Origin of the sequence: Xenorhabdus santafensis, assembly GCF_033949405.1 — a bacterium.
GTDB lineage: Bacteria > Pseudomonadota > Gammaproteobacteria > Enterobacterales > Enterobacteriaceae > Xenorhabdus > Xenorhabdus santafensis.
Window position 1 is genome coordinate 227030 of the sequence record NZ_VCDN01000011.1, and the last position, 17159, is coordinate 244188.

18 protein-coding genes are annotated in these 17159 nt (G+C 45.5%); 10 read left to right on the plus strand and 8 right to left on the minus strand.

Features of this window, described 5'->3' with window-relative positions; genetic code table 11:
* Positions 1-6 precede the first annotated feature (6 nt).
* Together FE392_RS02640 and FE392_RS02645 are read right to left on the minus strand one after the other, a co-directional pair.
* On the minus strand, positions 7-330 hold the full coding sequence (locus FE392_RS02640) for an AzlD domain-containing protein (RefSeq protein WP_319928674.1): 324 nt from the start codon (positions 328-330) through the stop codon (positions 7-9).
* On the minus strand, positions 330-992 hold the full coding sequence (locus tag FE392_RS02645; RefSeq protein WP_319928675.1) for an AzlC family ABC transporter permease: 663 nt from the start codon (positions 990-992) through the stop codon (positions 330-332). Before FE392_RS02645 ends, FE392_RS02640 begins: the two co-directional genes overlap by 1 nt.
* Positions 993-1110: 118 nt before the next feature.
* Here FE392_RS02645 and FE392_RS02650 point away from each other — a divergent pair, with 118 nt between their 5' ends.
* Entirely contained in the window at positions 1111-1659 is a 549-nt protein-coding gene (locus tag FE392_RS02650; protein WP_319928676.1) for a helix-turn-helix domain-containing protein, read from the plus strand.
* Between the two features lie 65 nt (positions 1660-1724).
* On the opposite strand, the gene lsrK is transcribed toward FE392_RS02650, so the two are convergent.
* Both lsrK and FE392_RS02660 read right to left on the minus strand, forming a co-directional pair.
* Complete coding sequence (gene lsrK, locus FE392_RS02655; RefSeq protein ID WP_319928677.1) at positions 1725-3317, minus strand: autoinducer-2 kinase; 1593 nt, start codon at positions 3315-3317, stop codon at positions 1725-1727.
* 68 nt (positions 3318-3385) lie between these two features.
* A complete protein-coding gene (locus FE392_RS02660; RefSeq protein ID WP_319928678.1) occupies positions 3386-3526 on the minus strand; it encodes a hypothetical protein in 141 nt (46 codons plus the stop codon).
* A gap of 902 nt (positions 3527-4428) precedes the next feature.
* On the opposite strand from FE392_RS02660, the gene lsrB reads away from it, so the two are divergent.
* From lsrB to lsrG, 3 genes are all read left to right on the plus strand, one after another.
* Complete coding sequence (gene lsrB / locus FE392_RS02665; RefSeq protein ID WP_319928679.1) at positions 4429-5448, plus strand: autoinducer 2 ABC transporter substrate-binding protein LsrB; 1020 nt, start codon at positions 4429-4431, stop codon at positions 5446-5448.
* A gap of 65 nt (positions 5449-5513) precedes the next feature.
* Entirely contained in the window at positions 5514-6398 is an 885-nt protein-coding gene (gene lsrF / locus FE392_RS02670) for a 3-hydroxy-5-phosphonooxypentane-2,4-dione thiolase (protein ID WP_319928680.1), read from the plus strand.
* A 1-nt stretch (position 6399) separates the two neighbouring features.
* A complete protein-coding gene (lsrG, locus tag FE392_RS02675) occupies positions 6400-6699 on the plus strand; it encodes a (4S)-4-hydroxy-5-phosphonooxypentane-2,3-dione isomerase (protein WP_319928681.1) in 300 nt (99 codons plus the stop codon).
* A gap of 126 nt (positions 6700-6825) precedes the next feature.
* Here the strand turns inward: lsrG and FE392_RS02680 are convergent, their stop codons facing one another.
* The 3 genes from FE392_RS02680 to mobA form a co-directional block, all read right to left on the minus strand.
* Positions 6826-8214 carry a pyridoxal phosphate-dependent decarboxylase family protein gene (locus tag FE392_RS02680; protein ID WP_319928682.1) on the minus strand — a complete coding sequence of 463 codons (1389 nt, stop codon included), beginning with the start codon at positions 8212-8214 and terminating at the stop codon, positions 6826-6828.
* A gap of 82 nt (positions 8215-8296) precedes the next feature.
* The gene (gene mobB, locus FE392_RS02685; protein WP_319928683.1) at positions 8297-8821 is read right to left on the minus strand and encodes a molybdopterin-guanine dinucleotide biosynthesis protein MobB; all 525 of its coding nucleotides are present in this window, start codon (positions 8819-8821) and stop codon (positions 8297-8299) included.
* On the minus strand, positions 8818-9420 hold the full coding sequence (gene mobA, locus FE392_RS02690) for a molybdenum cofactor guanylyltransferase MobA (RefSeq protein ID WP_319928684.1): 603 nt from the start codon (positions 9418-9420) through the stop codon (positions 8818-8820). The genes mobB and mobA overlap by 4 nt, the downstream gene beginning before the upstream one ends.
* Positions 9421-9735: 315 nt before the next feature.
* Here mobA and FE392_RS02695 point away from each other — a divergent pair, with 315 nt between their 5' ends.
* The 5 genes from FE392_RS02695 (at position 9736) to spfP (ending at position 15387) form a co-directional block, all read left to right on the plus strand.
* Positions 9736-10005, plus strand: a complete 270-nt coding sequence (locus FE392_RS02695) for a YihD family protein (protein WP_319928723.1) — start codon at positions 9736-9738, stop codon at positions 10003-10005.
* A gap of 18 nt (positions 10006-10023) precedes the next feature.
* On the plus strand, positions 10024-11013 hold the full coding sequence (locus FE392_RS02700; RefSeq protein ID WP_319928685.1) for a serine/threonine protein kinase: 990 nt from the start codon (positions 10024-10026) through the stop codon (positions 11011-11013).
* A gap of 50 nt (positions 11014-11063) precedes the next feature.
* Positions 11064-11687 (plus strand): thiol:disulfide interchange protein DsbA, encoded by a 624-nt coding sequence (gene dsbA / locus FE392_RS02705; protein WP_319928686.1) that lies wholly within the window; start codon positions 11064-11066, stop codon positions 11685-11687.
* A 392-nt stretch (positions 11688-12079) separates the two neighbouring features.
* Positions 12080-14899, plus strand: a complete 2820-nt coding sequence (gene polA, locus FE392_RS02710; RefSeq protein WP_319928687.1) for a DNA polymerase I — start codon at positions 12080-12082, stop codon at positions 14897-14899.
* A gap of 440 nt (positions 14900-15339) precedes the next feature.
* Positions 15340-15387, plus strand: a complete 48-nt coding sequence (gene spfP, locus FE392_RS22110; protein ID WP_438361642.1) for a small protein SpfP — start codon at positions 15340-15342, stop codon at positions 15385-15387.
* Positions 15388-15468: 81 nt separating this feature from the next.
* Here the strand turns inward: spfP and yihA are convergent, their stop codons facing one another.
* On the minus strand, positions 15469-16092 hold the full coding sequence (gene yihA / locus FE392_RS02715) for a ribosome biogenesis GTP-binding protein YihA/YsxC (RefSeq protein ID WP_319928688.1): 624 nt from the start codon (positions 16090-16092) through the stop codon (positions 15469-15471).
* Between the two features lie 472 nt (positions 16093-16564).
* Here yihA and ppiA point away from each other — a divergent pair, with 472 nt between their 5' ends.
* Positions 16565-17131, plus strand: a complete 567-nt coding sequence (gene ppiA, locus FE392_RS02720) for a peptidylprolyl isomerase A (protein ID WP_319928689.1) — start codon at positions 16565-16567, stop codon at positions 17129-17131.
* Positions 17132-17159: the final 28 nt, after the last annotated feature.

Genomic DNA, 17159 nt, shown 5'->3' on the forward strand with positions numbered 1-17159 from the left:
TGAATATTATTTGATTCCCGCATAGCGCAGTAGTGCCGCCACACTGGCTGCAACAAAAATCACGACAATCAGTGGTGCTTTTTTCCAGGCAAGGATCATGGCAACCGCAACGCCCAATACACGCGCCATTCCCGCAAAATGCGTACCTTCGTAGAAGGTTGCGGCGAGTGCGACGGCAAATAATAATGTGGTGGCTGAATCTTTAAGCAGTGCTTGTTTGTGTTCTGATAATGCCAGCTTATTACCCAGTTTTGTGCCACTGAGGCGCATTAAATAAGTGCCGATTGACAGCAGCGCGATGCCGAGAAGGATCAGGGTATTATTCGCCATTATTTTTTCCTCGCCAATAATCCTAACAATGACATTAATACGGGCAATCCCACCGGCGTAAAAGGAACGGCTGCAAGTGAAAGTGCAGCACCGCTCGTAGCCCGGGTCAGTGTCGTTCTGTTTTTGAGTGATGGAATAACCAAGGCCAGCAAAATCGCAGGGAAGACGGCATCCAAGCCAATGGTTTCTGGCGCAGGAAGCAATTTACCGAGCATGCAGCCAATGATGACGCCGAGTGGCCAAAATACCACAACGCCGATACCGCATAGCCAATAAGCCGCTTTGCGTTGTTCGGGCGTTTGCTGAGACAGGCCGAAAACGACGCTTTCATCATTCATTATGTGGCATCCTAAATATCCCATGATGCGATTGCCAACCAATTCACGTACCGCTAATCCGAAAGGAAAATGGCGGGCATTCACCAGCAAACCAGCAACAGCGGCAGCGATTGGATTGCCACCGCTGGCGATAATACCGATAAACATAAATTCTGATGCCCCTGCGACAACTAATGTGGAAAGCAGCAGTGGAACCCAGAGGGGAAAACCGTATGCCATGGCTAATGAACCATAGGAAACACCAACTACACCGACAGCTAGGCAGACTAAAAATATCGCCTTTTTGATATCACCTGTCAGGCAGGAGAAAGAGTGAGCAGACATATAACCTTATCCATATCGAACAATTTTCTATTATAATGAACACAATTTAAGGTTACATCAAGTCGAACGTTATGTTCGTTTTAATGAACATTGAGTTAATGAATACTGGAGTAGTGGCATGACACAGCCGATCAGTGTGATCGCAAAAAGTTTAGTTCGTGAACGTGCAAGAGCGGGGCTTTCATTAACAGAAGTTGCCCGACGAGCCGGGATTGCTAAATCCACCTTGTCACAACTCGAAGCTGGCAGTGGTAATCCGAGTTTGGAAACACTCTGGGCATTATGTGTGGCACTGAATATCCCTTTTGCCCGTTTACTGGAACCACAGAGTAATAAAACGCAAGTGATTCGGTGTGGTGAAGGGACTAAAGTTGTTGCGGAACAGGCGAATTATCAGGCCATTTTATTGGCAACCTGCCCGCCAGGCGCACGGCGTGATATTTATTTATTGATGGCGGAACCGGATGCTGATCGAATCTCCCACCCACACCCGCCGGGTTCTGTGGAGCACATCATTATCACCCGTGGTCGCGCGCTGGTTGGTTTAACAGAAGCGCCAGTCGAACTGGGAGAAGGTGACTATATCTGTTATCCCGCGGATGTAGCCCATATTTTTAAGGCGCTGGAGCCGGATACCCAAGCCATTTTGGTTGCCGAACAGAATTAACAGATTGCAGTGTGCCAGATTTGGCGAAATCGGCCTCTTACCTGCAAAGAGGCCATCTCTGAAGATTACAATCCCGGAGCTTTCCACAGCGACGTTGTCAAGCCATCGTCCACCAAATGCAATTGATCCGCATACACAGTTTGCCAATCTTTTTTCGCTTTCTGGTAGATCTCTCGATGCTCTAAATTGGGTTGATATTCCCGCTCCCAACGAACCAATCTTTCCCCTGTTTCCGGCATGGAGCCATATAACCCTACGCCAACGCCTGCCGCAATTGCGCAACCCAAGGCTGTTGCCTCTTTGACGACGGGAACCCGCACCGGCAACCCGGTCACGTCAGAGAGAATCTGGCACCAGAGTTTGCCTTTCGAACCTCCGCCAGCGAAGACCAATGAATCCGCTTTGACGCCTGAAAACGCCGAAACCATGTCGAGATTGCATGCCGAAACGATAGCTGCGTTCTCTTCCAACGCCCTGAATAAAGTGGCTTTGTTGCATTTTTCCGGATCAATCGAGAGATTGAGGAAAGAGGGCGCGGCGTGATACCACGATTTAAAGCGCATCACATCGGAGAAAATTGGCATGACACCATGTGCCCCGGCAGGAACCCGTGCTGCCATATCCTCCAGCAAGCTGTAGGCATCAACACCCAGGCGCTCTGCCAGTAGTTTTTCTTCTGCACAGAAAGCATCGCGGAACCAGCGCATGGTCAAGCCGGTAAAGAAGCTGATCGATTCTGCCTGCGCCATGCCCGGAATAACGTGTGGATTGATGCGGATATTCATGTTCGGGTCGGTGATGGGTTCAGGCAGGTTGACGACTTGCTGCCAGAAGGTGCCTCCGAGTACCGCAGTTTGGGCGGGTTTGACAACACCAATGCCGAGGCAGCCGAGCTGGACATCACCGCCACCCATAATGACGGGGGTTCCGCTGTTCAGGCCACACTCTGCCGCTGCTTTTTCCGTGATATAACCGAGCAGGCTTCCTGTTTCTTTGACAGGGGAAAGAATATCAGAACGCAAGCCGGCCATTTCCAGCAGGCTCGGGCGCCAATCCCGGCTGACCAAATCCAGCATGCCTGTGGTGCCAGCGTTGGAAGGATCCACGGCTAATTCATTGCTTAACATATAAGCGAGCCAGTCACTTATCATTGTCAATGTGCTGGCTTGCCGATAAATATCGGGGCGGTGATGGGCCAGCCAAAGAAGGCGCGGCATGGCGCCCAGTGCTAGAGTCTGGCCGGAATAACGATAGACATCATACTCGAAAGTATTGTTGTACAGTTCCTTGAGCTCGCTGACTTCATGACTGGAGCGGGCATCAACATTGGCACACGCCCAGATGGGATCGCCATTGCGATTATAAAGGACGATACCTTCCCGCATTGAGCAGGCAGCGACGCCTTGAATCGCTTCGGCGGGCAGATCTGCTTTTTGCAGTGCTTGCCGGATACATTGGCAAGTCAGTTGCCAGTTGTTTTTCAGGTCAAACTCCATCGAGCCAGCAACATTCGGTACAGGCTGGTGTACCCATTCAGCCTGTCCGACGGCTATCTGATTTCCGTCGAGATCAAATATAACTGCACGGATACTGCCAGTTCCTGCATCAAGCGCCATCAAATACTTCCCTGATGGTTGGGCATGAGTGCGTTGAGTCATGATACTATCCTCATCTGTCGTTATCTTCTTATTTGATATGGCACAGGGGATGGATAGTTATTTGTCGATCAAGTCAGCATAGCTCTTGCGGTCTGTTCTTCTGTTACCAGTGAATTGATGTATCCGGAGCGCATGATTGTTGTTTCTGATTGCAGACAGTTTGCCCGCATTATTTTTTTGGTAGTAGTGGCTTGAGTAGTCAATGTCATCGGATAATACAATCCTTTCTGATAATAGTTGTTTCTTGATTGATTTAATCGACATAACAACTTTTTTATCCATAAAGAAAGGATAAGCGCGAAATACTATTAATGTAATAGGAATTAATCGTAAAGCTTTGAACATATTTTAATATAATCTTATTTTTTTCACAAAATGTGATCTAACTACTAAAAAAATTATTAATTTTTAATTAACTCATTGAATAAACATTATTTTATATAAATAATGCTTCATATAACTATATGGCTGGGTAAGTGAACATAGTCAACAAAGTTACAACTTGAAAGACGGTAGGTATAAGTATTAAAAATGTCATGAAATAAACGTAATGTTACCGATCAACACTGTTACCGATTTAAATAGTTTACTAAGGGAGCATATTGGTTAGGACTACGTGCAGGCTTATTGAGCTATCTTCTGGCATGATTATATTGAAACAAATTAATTTCACGTTGATGTTGAGTCTGGTTTACGCTCTGCGATCCTGGATAGGATTAGTGGAATGTTATTGTTCAGTATCAGTAATTTTATCTGTACTAGAATTATTGCCATTCTTTTAACTTTATTTGTAGGCATGCAGTATAGCTCGTTTAATACCGCCCTGATTTTCTATACGCGTTATGATGTTATTCTTGTGAATAAAATCTTCGCCTGTTTTATATCTTGACTGTGCCGATTTTAATAATAACAGTGATTGTTTTTGTTGTTATTTGGTGTTTTTCTGATTGCAGTGTTGAAGAGCATTTTGTTTTGCTGCATCGCTACCGAGTTCGTGATTGGTGGCAATGTTGAAGGGTTTCTTTTTCATAACAATATATTTCAAATCCGAAATGAAAAAGATGCTCCTGAAATATAAATGATTTTAGGACAAGAATAGATGGAGATAGGCATGAAAGCACCAACAATACAAAAACTGGCTTTAGCTGCTGCATTAAGTCTGGTATGGGTTTCTTGGGGACAAGCGGCAGAAAAGATAGCATTTATCCCTAAATTGGTCGGTGTTGAGTTTTTTACTGGTGGTGCTCGAGGTGCGATAGAAGCTGGGAAGGCATTGGGAGTCGAAGTCACTTATGATGGCCCAGTAGAATCAAATATGGTTGAGCAGGTTCATCTTATCAATACATTCGTTAATCAAGGCCATAACGCAATTGTAGTGTCAGCCGTATCAAGAAATGGCCTTTGCCCCGCATTAAAACGTGCAATGAAACGGGGTGTTAAAATTTTGACATGGGATTCAGATACCTCACCAGAGTGCCGTTCCATCTATATCAACCAAGGGACGCCAAAACAGTTGGGTGGGCTGCTGATAGACATGGCTGCCAATCAAGTGAAGAAGAAAAACGCAAAGGTGGCATTTTTCTATTCCAGCCCAACAGTAACAGACCAAAATCAGTGGGTAAAAGAAGCCAAGGCCAAGATTGCTGCCGAGCACCCTGATTGGGAAATTGTGACTACTCGGTTTGGTTATAACGATGCCACGAAATCGTTGCAAACGGCAGAGGGTATTTTGAAAGCGTGGGATGATTTGGATGCGATCATTGCTCCAGATGCCAACGCGTTGCCGGCAGCGGCTCAGGCAGCAGAAAACCTGAAACGCAAGGATGTGGCGATTGTTGGGTTCAGTACTCCGAATGTTATGCGTCCTTATGTCGAAAATGGTACGGTCAAACAATTCGCTCTGTGGGATGTGGTCAAGCAGGGCAAGATAGCAATCCATATCGCCAATGAGATATTGCAGAAAGGCGATTTGAATGTAGGCGATAAATTGACGATTCCAGATATTGGCAATGTTGAAATTTCTCCCAACAGTGTACAGGGATACCGTTATGAAGCGGAAGGTAATGGTATCGTCGTCATGCCGGAGCGAGTGATTTTTACGAAAGACAATATCAATGAGTACAATTTCTAACCAATGTGATTTCTGATTGATGGGCTGCGGTGCAGCCTGTTTCTGACACCTTTTTGGAGGGCAACATGGCAGATTTAGATGATATCAAAGACGGTAAAGATTTTGGCCTTGATACGCCACAGAAGAATACTTTGTTTGAACTGAAAGGGTGTGGTGCACTGGATTGGGGGATGCAATCCCGCCTGTCTCGGATTTTCAATCCCACGACCAATAGAACCGTTATGCTGGCGTTTGATCACGGTTATTTTCAAGGGCCAACAACAGGTTTAGAGCGCATTGACATTAATATTGCCCCGCTGTTTGAACATACCGATGTGCTGATGTGTACCCGTGGGATCTTGCGTAGCCAAGTTCCCCCTGCAACCAATAAACCCGTGGTGCTGCGTGCGTCTGGCGCCAATTCCATGTTGACTGAACTTTCGAATGAAGCTGTCGCCGTTGCGATGGAAGACGCCCTTCGGCTCAATGTTTGTGCGGTTGCCGCCCAAGTTTATATTGGTTCGGAATATGAACATCAATCCATTAAGAACATTATCAAGCTGGTGGATCAGGGGACGCGCTATGGTATGCCAACGATGGCGGTGACGGGAGTGGGTAAGGATATGGCCCGTGATCAGCGCTATTTCTCGCTGGCTACCCGCATTGCGGCGGAAATGGGCGCGAACATTATCAAAACTTATTATGTCGATAGTGGGTTCGAGCGGATTGTCGCTGGCTGCCCTGTACCGATTGTCATTGCAGGTGGCAAAAAACTGCCGGAGTTGGATGCGCTGGAAATGTGTTACCAAGCCATCGATCAAGGCGCGTCAGGTGTTGATATGGGACGCAATATCTTCCAGTCCGAAGCGCCCGTTGCGATGCTGAAAGCGGTACAGGCGGTGGTACATGGCAATGAAAAACCCGCACTGGCGTATGAATTGTTCCTGAGCGAAAAGGCCAAGGGAGAATAATATGCACGTCACATTAGTTGAGATTAATGTCAAAGCTGACAAGATCGACGAATTTATTCAGGTATTCCGGGATAATCATCTTGGCTCGGTGAAAGAACCGGGCAATTTGCGCTTTGATGTGCTGCGCGATGAGAATATCCCGACTCGCTTCTATATCTATGAAGCTTATGCTGATGAAGCGGCTGTAGCAGCGCATAAGACAACGCCCCATTACTTGCGTTGTGTCGAAAAGCTGGAAGCGTTGATGACTGAACCACGTAAAAAAACGACGTTTGTTGGTTTGATGCCGGAAGGAAAGTAAGAGACAGGGATTGCTCATTCATCCCCGGGAACATAACCATGTGACCGGGGAGAGCGAATGTAGCCAATAATTAAAGCAGCACCTGAAAAACGCAGGGTATATCGAGTTGCTCTTTTTTTATTGCTTTTATTTCATTGGAATCGCTTTTACTTCCTCGATGGCTGTAGCAATTGCTGTCAAGCTGCGCTGAATATCATCTTCCGTCGTTGCCCAAGAACTGACGCTAAGACGTATGGCTTCTTTTCCCTGCCACGTTGTTTGCCCGAACCAGCATTCGCCGGATTGCTGAACTTTTTGCAGCATCGCACGCTGTAAAGTGGTGTCTGGCAGACAGGCGACAACCTGATTAAGAACAACATCATTAAGGACAGTAAAACCGAGTGTTTTCAGCCCTTCAGCCAACATTTTTGCATATCGGCAGCAGCGCTCAACCAGCACCTCTATTCCCTGTGAACCCAGTTCGGCAATGGCAGCCCATACTTCGACCGCTCTGGCCCTGCGAGAAAATTCTGGCAGCATATCTTTTGCCTGCCACATATCTTGTGTTTCTACATAAGCGGCTGAAGTTGTCATGACATCCCTGAGTGCTTGCTTATGTCGAACGATACACATGCCACAATCGTAAGGAGTGTTCAGCCATTTATGGGCATCTACCGCCCAAGAATCTGCGGCTTCAACGCCTTCGACCAATGCGGATTTTTCCTTTGATGCCCGCGCCCAAAGCCCGAAAGCCCCATCAACATGCACCCAGCAGCCCGCTTGTTTGGCTTTTGGGATCAGAGAATGAAAGTTATCCGAACTACCGGAATTCACATTTCCCGCCTGTAACACCAGAATCATGTTGTCTGAAAACTCAGGAACGGCACTCTCGATGATCCGGCCTTGATTATCACATGGCACAAAAATGCATTGCGAACGGCCAAAACCGAGTAGTCTCAATGCCTTTAAAACAGAGATATGTGCTTCTTCAGGTAAGACAATTTTCAATTCCGGTGCATTGTGCAGCCCTTGCTCTGTAATGTCATAACCCTGTTTCTGGTACAGATAATGCCGTGCTGTGCTCAGGGCGCTCACATGGGCCATTGTCGTGCCTGTCACAAAACCAACAAACGCATCGGATGGCAGGCTCAGTAACTCTAGTACCCAGCGACCGGCAATCTTTTCTAATTGATTGGTGACAGGTGAGGAGGATTCCATCAAAGCGATTTGATCCCAAGCACTGGTAATGATGTTGGCACCCATAGCGGCAGGGGTTGAGCCTCCAACAACCAGCCCAAAGTAGCGGCCACCGGTTGTTGCGACTGTGGCTGGCGAACCATATGTATGGAGCTGTTCCAGTACTTGCTGGCAATGAGTGCCCGCTACGGGTAAAGGTTTATCGAAATATTGCAGGTTTGATAAGGCGGCTGCATCGGGATATACCCGTTGGTTTCGGATTTCACTGACGTAGTCGTATGCTATTTTGCTTGCGGTTTTAACCGCAGACAATGAGGCGTCGCGGATAGGATCTTTCATGGCGGGATTCCTGTTATATCTATTTTTCGGTGATCTGATGTAATGCGTTTTTATTGGTATAACTAGTTATCGGTATAGCCACTTATCTGTATAACCATGTTGAAATAAATGCTGCGACTTGCTCTGGTTGGTTGATGTCAAGTTGCGGTAATGATGTTGCCAGTGGAATATCACTGGCAATGGCGATCACATGGGGATCCAGCAGTTCGTCAACGGTATGGTTGAGGCCATCTCGATAAAGGGCAATTTTGGGGATAGGCTCTTGTTTAAAACCTTCAACCAAAATCAGATCCAGTGAATTTGCATCAAATCGGCTGGCGAGGTAGTGAAGATCCAATTCTGGAAGTTCTGGTGTTTCTGTCATCAGCGCCCAACGCTGCTGGCTGGCAACCAATGTCTGGCTTGCCCCAGCCTTGCGCAGTTCATAGCTATCTTTGCCGGGCTTATCAACATCCATATTGTGATGAGTGTGTTTAATCAATCCAATGCGGATATGCTGCTGGCGCAATAGTGGAATAACCTGTTTTAGTAGCGTCGTTTTTCCGGTTCCACTATAAGCAACGATGCCCAGTACAGGCAGTGCTGGATCGTCTAAGCGATGGGTCATGCACTCTCCTGAAGAAATTCCCAATGTCGGAGTTCCCAGTCATGGCACTCTTCCGGTGTATTTAAGTTCGTAAAGGCATTGGTATCAGGGAAATAAACAGCTTTTGCTTTTATCATCTGCATAAAGAACATCAGCTTTCTATCTCCCAGAGCAAGATAGCTTTCCAATCGCGGGATCAAACTGCGGTGCATTAATGTCAGTGTCGGGTGGGCGCGTTCGCAGTCGTGTACATAGGCGGCTCTGGCGTGTTGTTTGTAGCTCCACAGCTTTTCGACAAGATCTTCGGGAAAATCGGGAACATCACAGGGAACAAATACTACCCATTCATGAATAGCTTTCTTTAAGACGGACAGCATACCCGCCAGCGGCCCAGAAAAATCGGTAATGATATCTGGTATAATGGGGTAGCCACTTTGCTGATAAATCCCAAGATTGAGGTTGGCATTGATCAACAGTTCATGCACCTGCGGCTGCAATCTTGTCGCAATATGTTGATAGAGTGGTGAGCCGTCGAATTGCAGCAGTCCTTTGTCATTTCCCCCCATACGGGTGGATAATCCTCCAGCCAGAATTGCGCCACTGATTTTTGGATGCGTCATGTTAAATTACCTGATATTGGGCAATGAAATGTTTGAGTTTATATAACCATTGTGAATCAATATCTAACAATGCTGCTTTGAGTGGGGAGTATAACTTTACGCGGATTGACAGACCAATTCTTTCTAAGAAGCATTAACTCTGCTAATTTATAGAGTTATTTAACAATACTCTTCGTCTTTCAAATTGCTTATTTTTTGGCTGTGCTCGCTCATCCCGATTACCGTTTTTATGAAAATACGGTTATCTATGCTTGCGGGAAGTTCTCCCTTGCTGCTGCGATGCAACTTGAAGTCCATTGGGTAAAGGAACTAAAAATGAAACACCACCGTCTCAATGAAATTATCGAACTTTTACATCCAGTATGGAAGAATGAGCCGGATTTAAGTTTGGCAGCGCTTTTGCAGAAATTGGCTGATGAAGCTGGTTTTACAGGCCCATTATCTGAACTGACAGATGATACCCTGATTTATCACCTAAAAATGCGCGGTACGGATCATCACGCAGAAATTCCCGGATTGAAAAAAGACTATGAAGATGATTTCAAGACAGCGTTATTGCGTGCCCGGGGCATTATCAAAGACTGAGCGAGAGAGAATTGTGTTGTGACGGAATCCAAGGCTTTTAATTTCCAGAATATTACCCCAGATTTGATTATGGATGCGTTAATGCAGTCCGGTTTGCATATCGATTCTGGCCTGACGGAACTGAATAGTTACGAGAATCGTGTTTATCAGTTCATGGATGAAGATCGCAAACGCTATGTTGTGAAATTCTATCGCCCCTTACGTTGGAGCCAGCAACAGATTCAAGAAGAGCATGATTTTGCCCGTGAATTGCAGCAGGCTGATTTGCCAGTGGCCGCTCCGCTTATGTTTGACGGGCAAACTTTGCTGAATTATGCCGGGTTCTTTTTTGCAATTTTCCCTAGTGTGGGAGGGCGCCAGTACGAATCAGACAGTTTTGACCAACTGGAAGATGTCGGGTGTTTGCTGGGAAAGATGCATCAAATTGGTCGCCAAAAAGTATTCACTGCCCGCCCGACTATCAGCCTTGATGAATATCTGTACCAGCCCTATCAATATTTGGCCGAGTGTGAACTGCTTCCTGCGAAACACAAAAAAGACTTTCTCGCTGCGCTGGATGAATTGAGCAAGGCGGTGGCGGAGCAATGGCATGATAATTGGCAAGTATTGAGACTGCATGGTGACTGCCATGCTGGTAATATCTTGTGGCGAGATAAAGCATGGTTTGTTGATCTTGATGATTCCCGCAATGGCCCTGCTGTTCAGGATTTGTGGATGCTGCTCAATGGATCACGGCAGGAACGTCTTATTCAACTGGACATTTTACTCGAATCATATGGCCAATTTACGGATTTCGATCCAAAGACATTGGCATTGATAGAGCCCCTGCGTGCGATGCGGATGGTCTATTATTTGGCTTGGGTTGCTCGTCGCTGGCAAGATCCCGCTTTCCCGAAAGCATTTCCGTGGATGGCTGACAGTGATTTTTGGTTTGAGCAAAAAAAGGTTTTTTCTGAGCAAATCCGTTTGTTGCAGGAAAAGCCTTTGCAACTCAATCCGATGTATTAATTTTTTCTATGTACTAATTTTTCTATGTATTAATTTCTCTGGAGACCGCTATGAAAAAATTTTGGCTAGTGCTGGTAGGGGCGTTTATGGCATTTTCTGCGTCCGCCGCTAATTTTTCTGAAGGTAAGCAGTACATTGCATTAAAAAAAACAGTTGATAACCAGCCGCAGGTTGTAGAATTTTTCTCTTTTTACTGCCCTCACTGCTATCAGTTTGAAAATGTTTATCATGTTCCTTCTACGGTAGAGAAAAACCTGCCAGCAGGTGTGACTCATGAACGTTATCATGTTGATTTCATGGGGCCATTGGGCAGTGCGCTGACAGATGCCTGGGCAGTTGCCATCGTGATGAACCTTCAAGATAAAGTTACGCCAATTTTGTTTGATGGTATTCAGAAGAGCCAAAATATCCATACTAAAGGTGACATTCGCAGTGCTTTCATTAAAGCGGGTGTATCTGGTGAGGAATATGATGCGGCATTGAATAGTTTTATCGTGCAATCTGTTGCCGCCAAAGAGCGTCAGGCTGCCAACGATTTTGCTCTGCGCGGTGTTCCGGCTATTTATGTGAATGGTAAGTATCAGATTAATAATGGCGGAATTGATGCCACGTCAGCGACGGATTACGCGCCAAAATTCTCTCAGGTAGTTAATTACCTGCTGACAAAAAAATAAGTACATTAGTTAAATGTTAGTATTAATATAAAATAACACAGGTATTGAGCCGGCTGCGATAAAGCTGGCACAATACTTGCTGAAATGCCACTTTCATAACATAAACTCCGGTAATATCCACAAGTCAGTGATTTTTAAGTAGTTGCAATATTTTTGTCATATTTCCCGTAATTCATTGATTTTTACCCTCTGTTATTCCTTTTCTATAGTGATAAACATAAATCAGTTTTATGTGCCATTTTTTTGTGCACAAAGTTATCCACAAAACATTCATCAGAATATTTGTCATGAATTGCGTGCTGTGGCGAGAAAATTCTCGCAAAATTCGTCTATAGCGGCACAGTATGGCATTCTATTCTTTATTCATCCCTTAGAATGACGAAGAAAATTTTATGGCACAGATAGCAGATAATCCCCTGATTTTGGTTGATGGTTCTTCATACCTTTATCGTGCATACCATGCGTTTCCTCCGCTGACAAACAGTGCAGGCGAACCAACGGGCGCCATGTATGGCGTGCTGAACATGCTGCGCAGTTTGATTGTGCAGTACAAACCCAGTCATGTGGCGGTCGTGTTTGATGCCAAAGGTAAAACATTCCGTGATGAATTATTCGCTGAATATAAATCTCATCGCCCACCAATGCCGGATGACTTACGAGCCCAGATTGAGCCGTTGCACAACATGGTCAAAGCAATGGGGCTGCCTGTGCTGGTTGTGCCGGGTGTAGAAGCTGACGATGTGATTGGTACACTGGCGTTGCAGGCTGAAAAAGAAGGCCGCTCTGTTTTGATCAGTACCGGTGATAAGGATATGGCCCAGTTGGTGACGCCGAATATCACACTGATCAATACCATGACCAATACGATTCTGGGGCCGGAAGAAGTTAAGGGAAAATATGGCATCCCACCTGAATTGATCATCGATTTTCTCGCCCTGATGGGAGACTCTTCCGATAATATTCCCGGTGTACCGGGGGTGGGAGAGAAAACTGCGTTAGGATTATTACAGGGAATCGGCGGGTTGAATGAGATTTACGCCAGGCTTGATGACATTGCTGCTCTCGGCTTCCGTGGTGCCAAGACATTGGGCGGGAAAATGGAGCAACACAAAGAGGTGGCTTATCTCTCGTATCAACTGGCAACAATTAAAACCGATGTTGAGTTGGACAGGAATTGTGTACAGCTTTCCGTTGTCCCACCTGATGCAGATGAGCTGCTGGCTCAGTTCAGCCATTATGAATTCAAGCGTTGGATCAATGACGTGCAAAATGGCAGTTGGCTGGAAGGGAATGGGCAAAAAACTTCTTCCTCAGCTTCTGCTGCTTCCAAGGTTGCACCGGTTGTAACGGATAAACCAAATACTGCCAACATTTCTCCAGAAAGTTACCAAACTATTTTGGATCGTCAATCCCTTGATGAGTGGATTGAAAAGCTTAAACAAGCTCCTGCGTTTTCTTTTGATACCGAAACTGACGGCCTTGATACTTTAACCGCCAATCTGGTGGGAATGTCTTTTGCTCTTTTAGTTGAAAAAACAGAAGAGGAAAAAACAGAAGTGGAAGCGGCTTATCTGCCATTAGGGCACGATTATCTTGATGCACCGCAACAACTCGATCTGCAAGAAGTTTTAACGGTATTAAAACCACTGCTGGAAGATGCAAGCTTGCCTAAGATTGGTCAAAACCTGAAATTTGATCGTGGTGTTCTGGCCCGTTATGACATTGCCCTAAATGGCATTGTTTTTGACACCATGCTGGAATCGTATGTTCTGAATAGCGTGGCTGGCCGACATGATATGGATAGCCTTGCTGACCGCCATTTAAACTATAAAACCACGACCTTTGAAGAAATTGCGGGTAAGGGTAAAAAGCAACTGACGTTCAATCAAATCCCGCTGGAAGAAGCCTCAAAATATGCAGCGGAAGACGCGGATATCACGTTGCGCTTGCATCAGGCGATGTATCCTCAGTTAGAAAGCGTTTCAACGCTGAAAGACGTTTTCCATAAAATTGAGATGCCGCTGGTACCCGTTTTGTCCCGCATGGAGAGAACCGGGGTATTGATCGATGCGAAGACACTGGCGGAGCATTCGAAGGAAATCACCGCGCGTTTGGATGAGTTGGAAAAATCTGCTTATGAGCTGGCAGGTGAAGAATTCAACCTGGCTTCGCCAAAGCAGCTTCAGGTTATTTTGTTTGAAAAAATGAACCTGCCGATACTGAAAAAGACGCCAAATGGTGCGCCATCAACAAATGAAGAGGTGCTGGAGGAGCTGGCGGAGGAGCATGAGTTACCGCGAGTTATTCTGGAACACCGTGGCTTGGCTAAATTGAAATCCACTTATACGGATAAACTGCCCCAGATGGTTAGCCCTCTGACAAATCGCGTCCATACGTCATATCATCAAGCGGTAACTGCCACGGGGCGTCTCTCTTCCCGTGATCCTAACCTGCAAAACATTCCTGTGCGCAATGAGCAAGGGCGGCGTATCCGTCAGGCATTTATTGCACCGGAAGGCTATCGGATCATGGCGGCGGACTATTCGCAGATAGAGTTGCGGATCATGGCACATTTGTCACAGGATAAGGGCTTGCTGGATGCGTTTGCGCAAGGCAAGGATATCCATCGTGCCACGGCTGCGGAAGTGTTTGGTGTGCCGTTGGAGCAAGTAACCAGCGAGCAGCGCCGCAGTGCGAAAGCCATTAACTTCGGCCTGATTTATGGCATGAGCGCGTTTGGTCTCTCCCGCCAGTTAGGTATTCCACGTGGCGAAGCGCAACGCTATATGGATCTCTATTTTGAACGCTATCCCGGTGTGTTGGCTTATATGGAGCGTACGCGCCAACAAGCGGCTGATCATGGATTTGTGGAAACGCTGGAAGGTCGCCGTTTGTACCTGCCGGAAATCAAATCACGCAATGCTATGCGCCGCAAGGCTTCTGAGCGTGAAGCCATCAACGCACCAATGCAAGGTACGGCGGCGGATATTATCAAGCTGGCGATGATCGCAGTAGATGATTGGATTGTCAGCGAACAGCCAAATGTACGCATGATCATGCAGGTTCACGATGAACTCGTGTTTGAGGTTCATGAGTCTGAATTGGCAACCGTGGAGCAGAAAATTCGGGAGTTAATGGAACAAAGTATGTTGCTCGACGTGCCGTTAAAAGTGGATGTTGGTGTAGGTGACAATTGGGATCAGGCTCATTAATCAGCGGATAATGCGGATAATATAGCCGATTTTGCCAATCAGATTGGCCTTCAATTTTCCACCCAAATACAAATAAAACCGAAAGAGTCGCCAAAATGCGGCTCTTTTTTTCTTTTTTTTGGGGCCGGAGGAGAATGATTTTCTTTGCGCAGGCATGATGGCTTAATTGAATGATTTTTATGGAATAGCTGTTTTTTTAATGAGCTGAATTCAGCGCCATGAAGTCACGGATGGGCTTGTAGCAAGAATTTTAGTTAGGTTTTATATTAGATCTAGATCTCACTAATATGTAATAAAACTACATAAAAAAGTGATTATCGGCTTAATTTGATTAAAAAGTGGCGGCTGAATCGAGGTAGTTGATGAAAATTAATTACAAAAAAGTCTTTTTTTGATTAAAAGAATAGGGTAAAGTTGTCGGCGTAGGGTACAGAGGTAAGATGTTCTATCTTTCAGACCTTTTACTTCACGTAATCGGATTTAGCTGAATATTAGCTGCCCCAGTCATCTCTTTTGACTGGGGCGTTTTTTTATCTTTTATTCGGAGCTTGTAGGAAAAGGGACGGAAATTATTCCATCTCAACGGCAGGCTGGTTAAACCAAAGATCAAGTTTCTGCTCAAGCTTATCGATACCCATCTTTTTCAGGGAAGAAAAGTATTCAATCTGAACATCGCCATCCAGAGACGCCAGTTCCTGACGAACTTTTGCCAGTTGGCTTTTACGGGCACCGGATGCCAGTTTATCGGCTTTAGTCAGCAGTACCATAACAGGCACTTGCATCACAACCGCCCACTCAATCATTTGCATATCCAGATCTTTCAACGGATGGCGGATATCCATCAAAACCACCAATCCCAGCAGGCATTCACGTTTCTGGAGATATTCCCCCAGCGCTTTTTGCCATTTGCGTTTCATCTCTTCTGGGACTTCTGCGTAACCATATCCCGGTAAATCCACCAGACGGACACCTTCTTCCACTTCAAACAAGTTGATCAATTGGGTGCGCCCGGGCGTTTTACTGGTACGTGCCAGGCTTTTTTGACGGGTCAACGCATTCAATGCGCTGGATTTACCTGCATTTGACCTACCGGCAAACGCGACCTCAATTCCCACATCTTGAGGCAGGTGGCGAATGTCAGGTGCACTCGTGACAAAGTGGGTCATGTGATAGTTGTAGTTTTTGATGGTCAAAATGGTTATCTCCAGAAGAATACACAAAAATAGCGTAGAGATTATAGCGGGAGCAATGGCTTGTGGACAGGTGTAACTTTATTCCGACGATTTATTTCAGTGAACGTCATTGTTGGCAGAAAGTGGTGCTCTTTTGATTTTATTAAATTGCGGCGAGAGGTTTTTTTTACCCTATTTATGGAATAATCTTCATTTATGGAACAACTTCCAAACGAGGCTGATTTAGGGACTAGCCTGTTCCCGAGCCTTTTTCTCTTAGTTGGAAAAAGTACCAATATGTGAGGTTATTCCTAAATTAATATTTTCCCAGATATGCGAATATAAAAACTGTATAGATTGATTTCGTCATAACTCATCTAAAATACTCGTAAATGTAGGTAAATCTTTGGAACTTATTCCTATTGAGAATTAAACTTAATGAGTTTTGTTGTTATGAGTTTTATTGTTGACCTCAAAAATAAAGGAACCATAAATGTTTAAACGTATTTTTGTGTCGCTTATGACTGCATGTGCTATCAGTGCGATGGCTACCCCAGCATTGGCCGCCGGAACTCATGTCAAGCTGATGACGTCAGCTGGGGAAATTGAGCTTGAGTTGGATAATAATAAGGCACCAATTACCACCAAGAATTTCGTTGAATATGCCAATGAGGGTTTTTATAACAACACTATTTTTCACCGTGTTATTCCCGGCTTCATGGTTCAAGGTGGCGGCTTTACAAAAGATATGAAGCAAAAAGCGACCAAAGCACCAATCAAAAATGAAGCGGATAATGGTTTGCGTAATCTTCGTGGCACGATCGCGATGGCACGTACCGCAGATAAAGACAGTGCTACCAGCCAATTTTTTATTAACGTTACCGATAATGCATTCCTTGACCACGGTCAGCGCGATTTTGGCTATGCCGTCTTTGGTAAAGTGGTAAAAGGCATGGATGTGGTTGATAAAATTTCTCAGGTCAAGACAGAAAATGTTGGCCCTTATCAAAATGTACCGGTGAAACCTATTGTGATTTTGTCGGCTAAAGTTGAGCTTTAATCGTTAGATATACCCTTTATCTTTCAAG

What these genes read in the sequence shown, in the direction of transcription:
- FE392_RS02640 (WP_319928674.1), bottom strand. Translation starts at nt 330, where the DNA reads ATGGCGAATAATACCCTGATCCTTCTCGGCATCGCGCTGCTGTCAATC.
- FE392_RS02645 (WP_319928675.1), bottom strand. Translation starts at nt 992, where the DNA reads ATGTCTGCTCACTCTTTCTCCTGCCTGACAGGTGATATCAAAAAGGCG.
- FE392_RS02650 (WP_319928676.1), top strand. Translation starts at nt 1,111, where the DNA reads ATGACACAGCCGATCAGTGTGATCGCAAAAAGTTTAGTTCGTGAACGT.
- lsrK (WP_319928677.1), bottom strand. Translation starts at nt 3,317, where the DNA reads ATGACTCAACGCACTCATGCCCAACCATCAGGGAAGTATTTGATGGCG.
- FE392_RS02660 (WP_319928678.1), bottom strand. Translation starts at nt 3,526, where the DNA reads ATGACATTGACTACTCAAGCCACTACTACCAAAAAAATAATGCGGGCA.
- lsrB (WP_319928679.1), top strand. Translation starts at nt 4,429, where the DNA reads ATGAAAGCACCAACAATACAAAAACTGGCTTTAGCTGCTGCATTAAGT.
- lsrF (WP_319928680.1), top strand. Translation starts at nt 5,514, where the DNA reads ATGGCAGATTTAGATGATATCAAAGACGGTAAAGATTTTGGCCTTGAT.
- lsrG (WP_319928681.1), top strand. Translation starts at nt 6,400, where the DNA reads ATGCACGTCACATTAGTTGAGATTAATGTCAAAGCTGACAAGATCGAC.
- FE392_RS02680 (WP_319928682.1), bottom strand. Translation starts at nt 8,214, where the DNA reads ATGAAAGATCCTATCCGCGACGCCTCATTGTCTGCGGTTAAAACCGCA.
- mobB (WP_319928683.1), bottom strand. Translation starts at nt 8,821, where the DNA reads ATGACCCATCGCTTAGACGATCCAGCACTGCCTGTACTGGGCATCGTT.
- mobA (WP_319928684.1), bottom strand. Translation starts at nt 9,420, where the DNA reads ATGACGCATCCAAAAATCAGTGGCGCAATTCTGGCTGGAGGATTATCC.
- FE392_RS02695 (WP_319928723.1), top strand. Translation starts at nt 9,736, where the DNA reads ATGAAACACCACCGTCTCAATGAAATTATCGAACTTTTACATCCAGTA.
- dsbA (WP_319928686.1), top strand. Translation starts at nt 11,064, where the DNA reads ATGAAAAAATTTTGGCTAGTGCTGGTAGGGGCGTTTATGGCATTTTCT.
- polA (WP_319928687.1), top strand. Translation starts at nt 12,080, where the DNA reads ATGGCACAGATAGCAGATAATCCCCTGATTTTGGTTGATGGTTCTTCA.
- ppiA (WP_319928689.1), top strand. Translation starts at nt 16,565, where the DNA reads ATGTTTAAACGTATTTTTGTGTCGCTTATGACTGCATGTGCTATCAGT.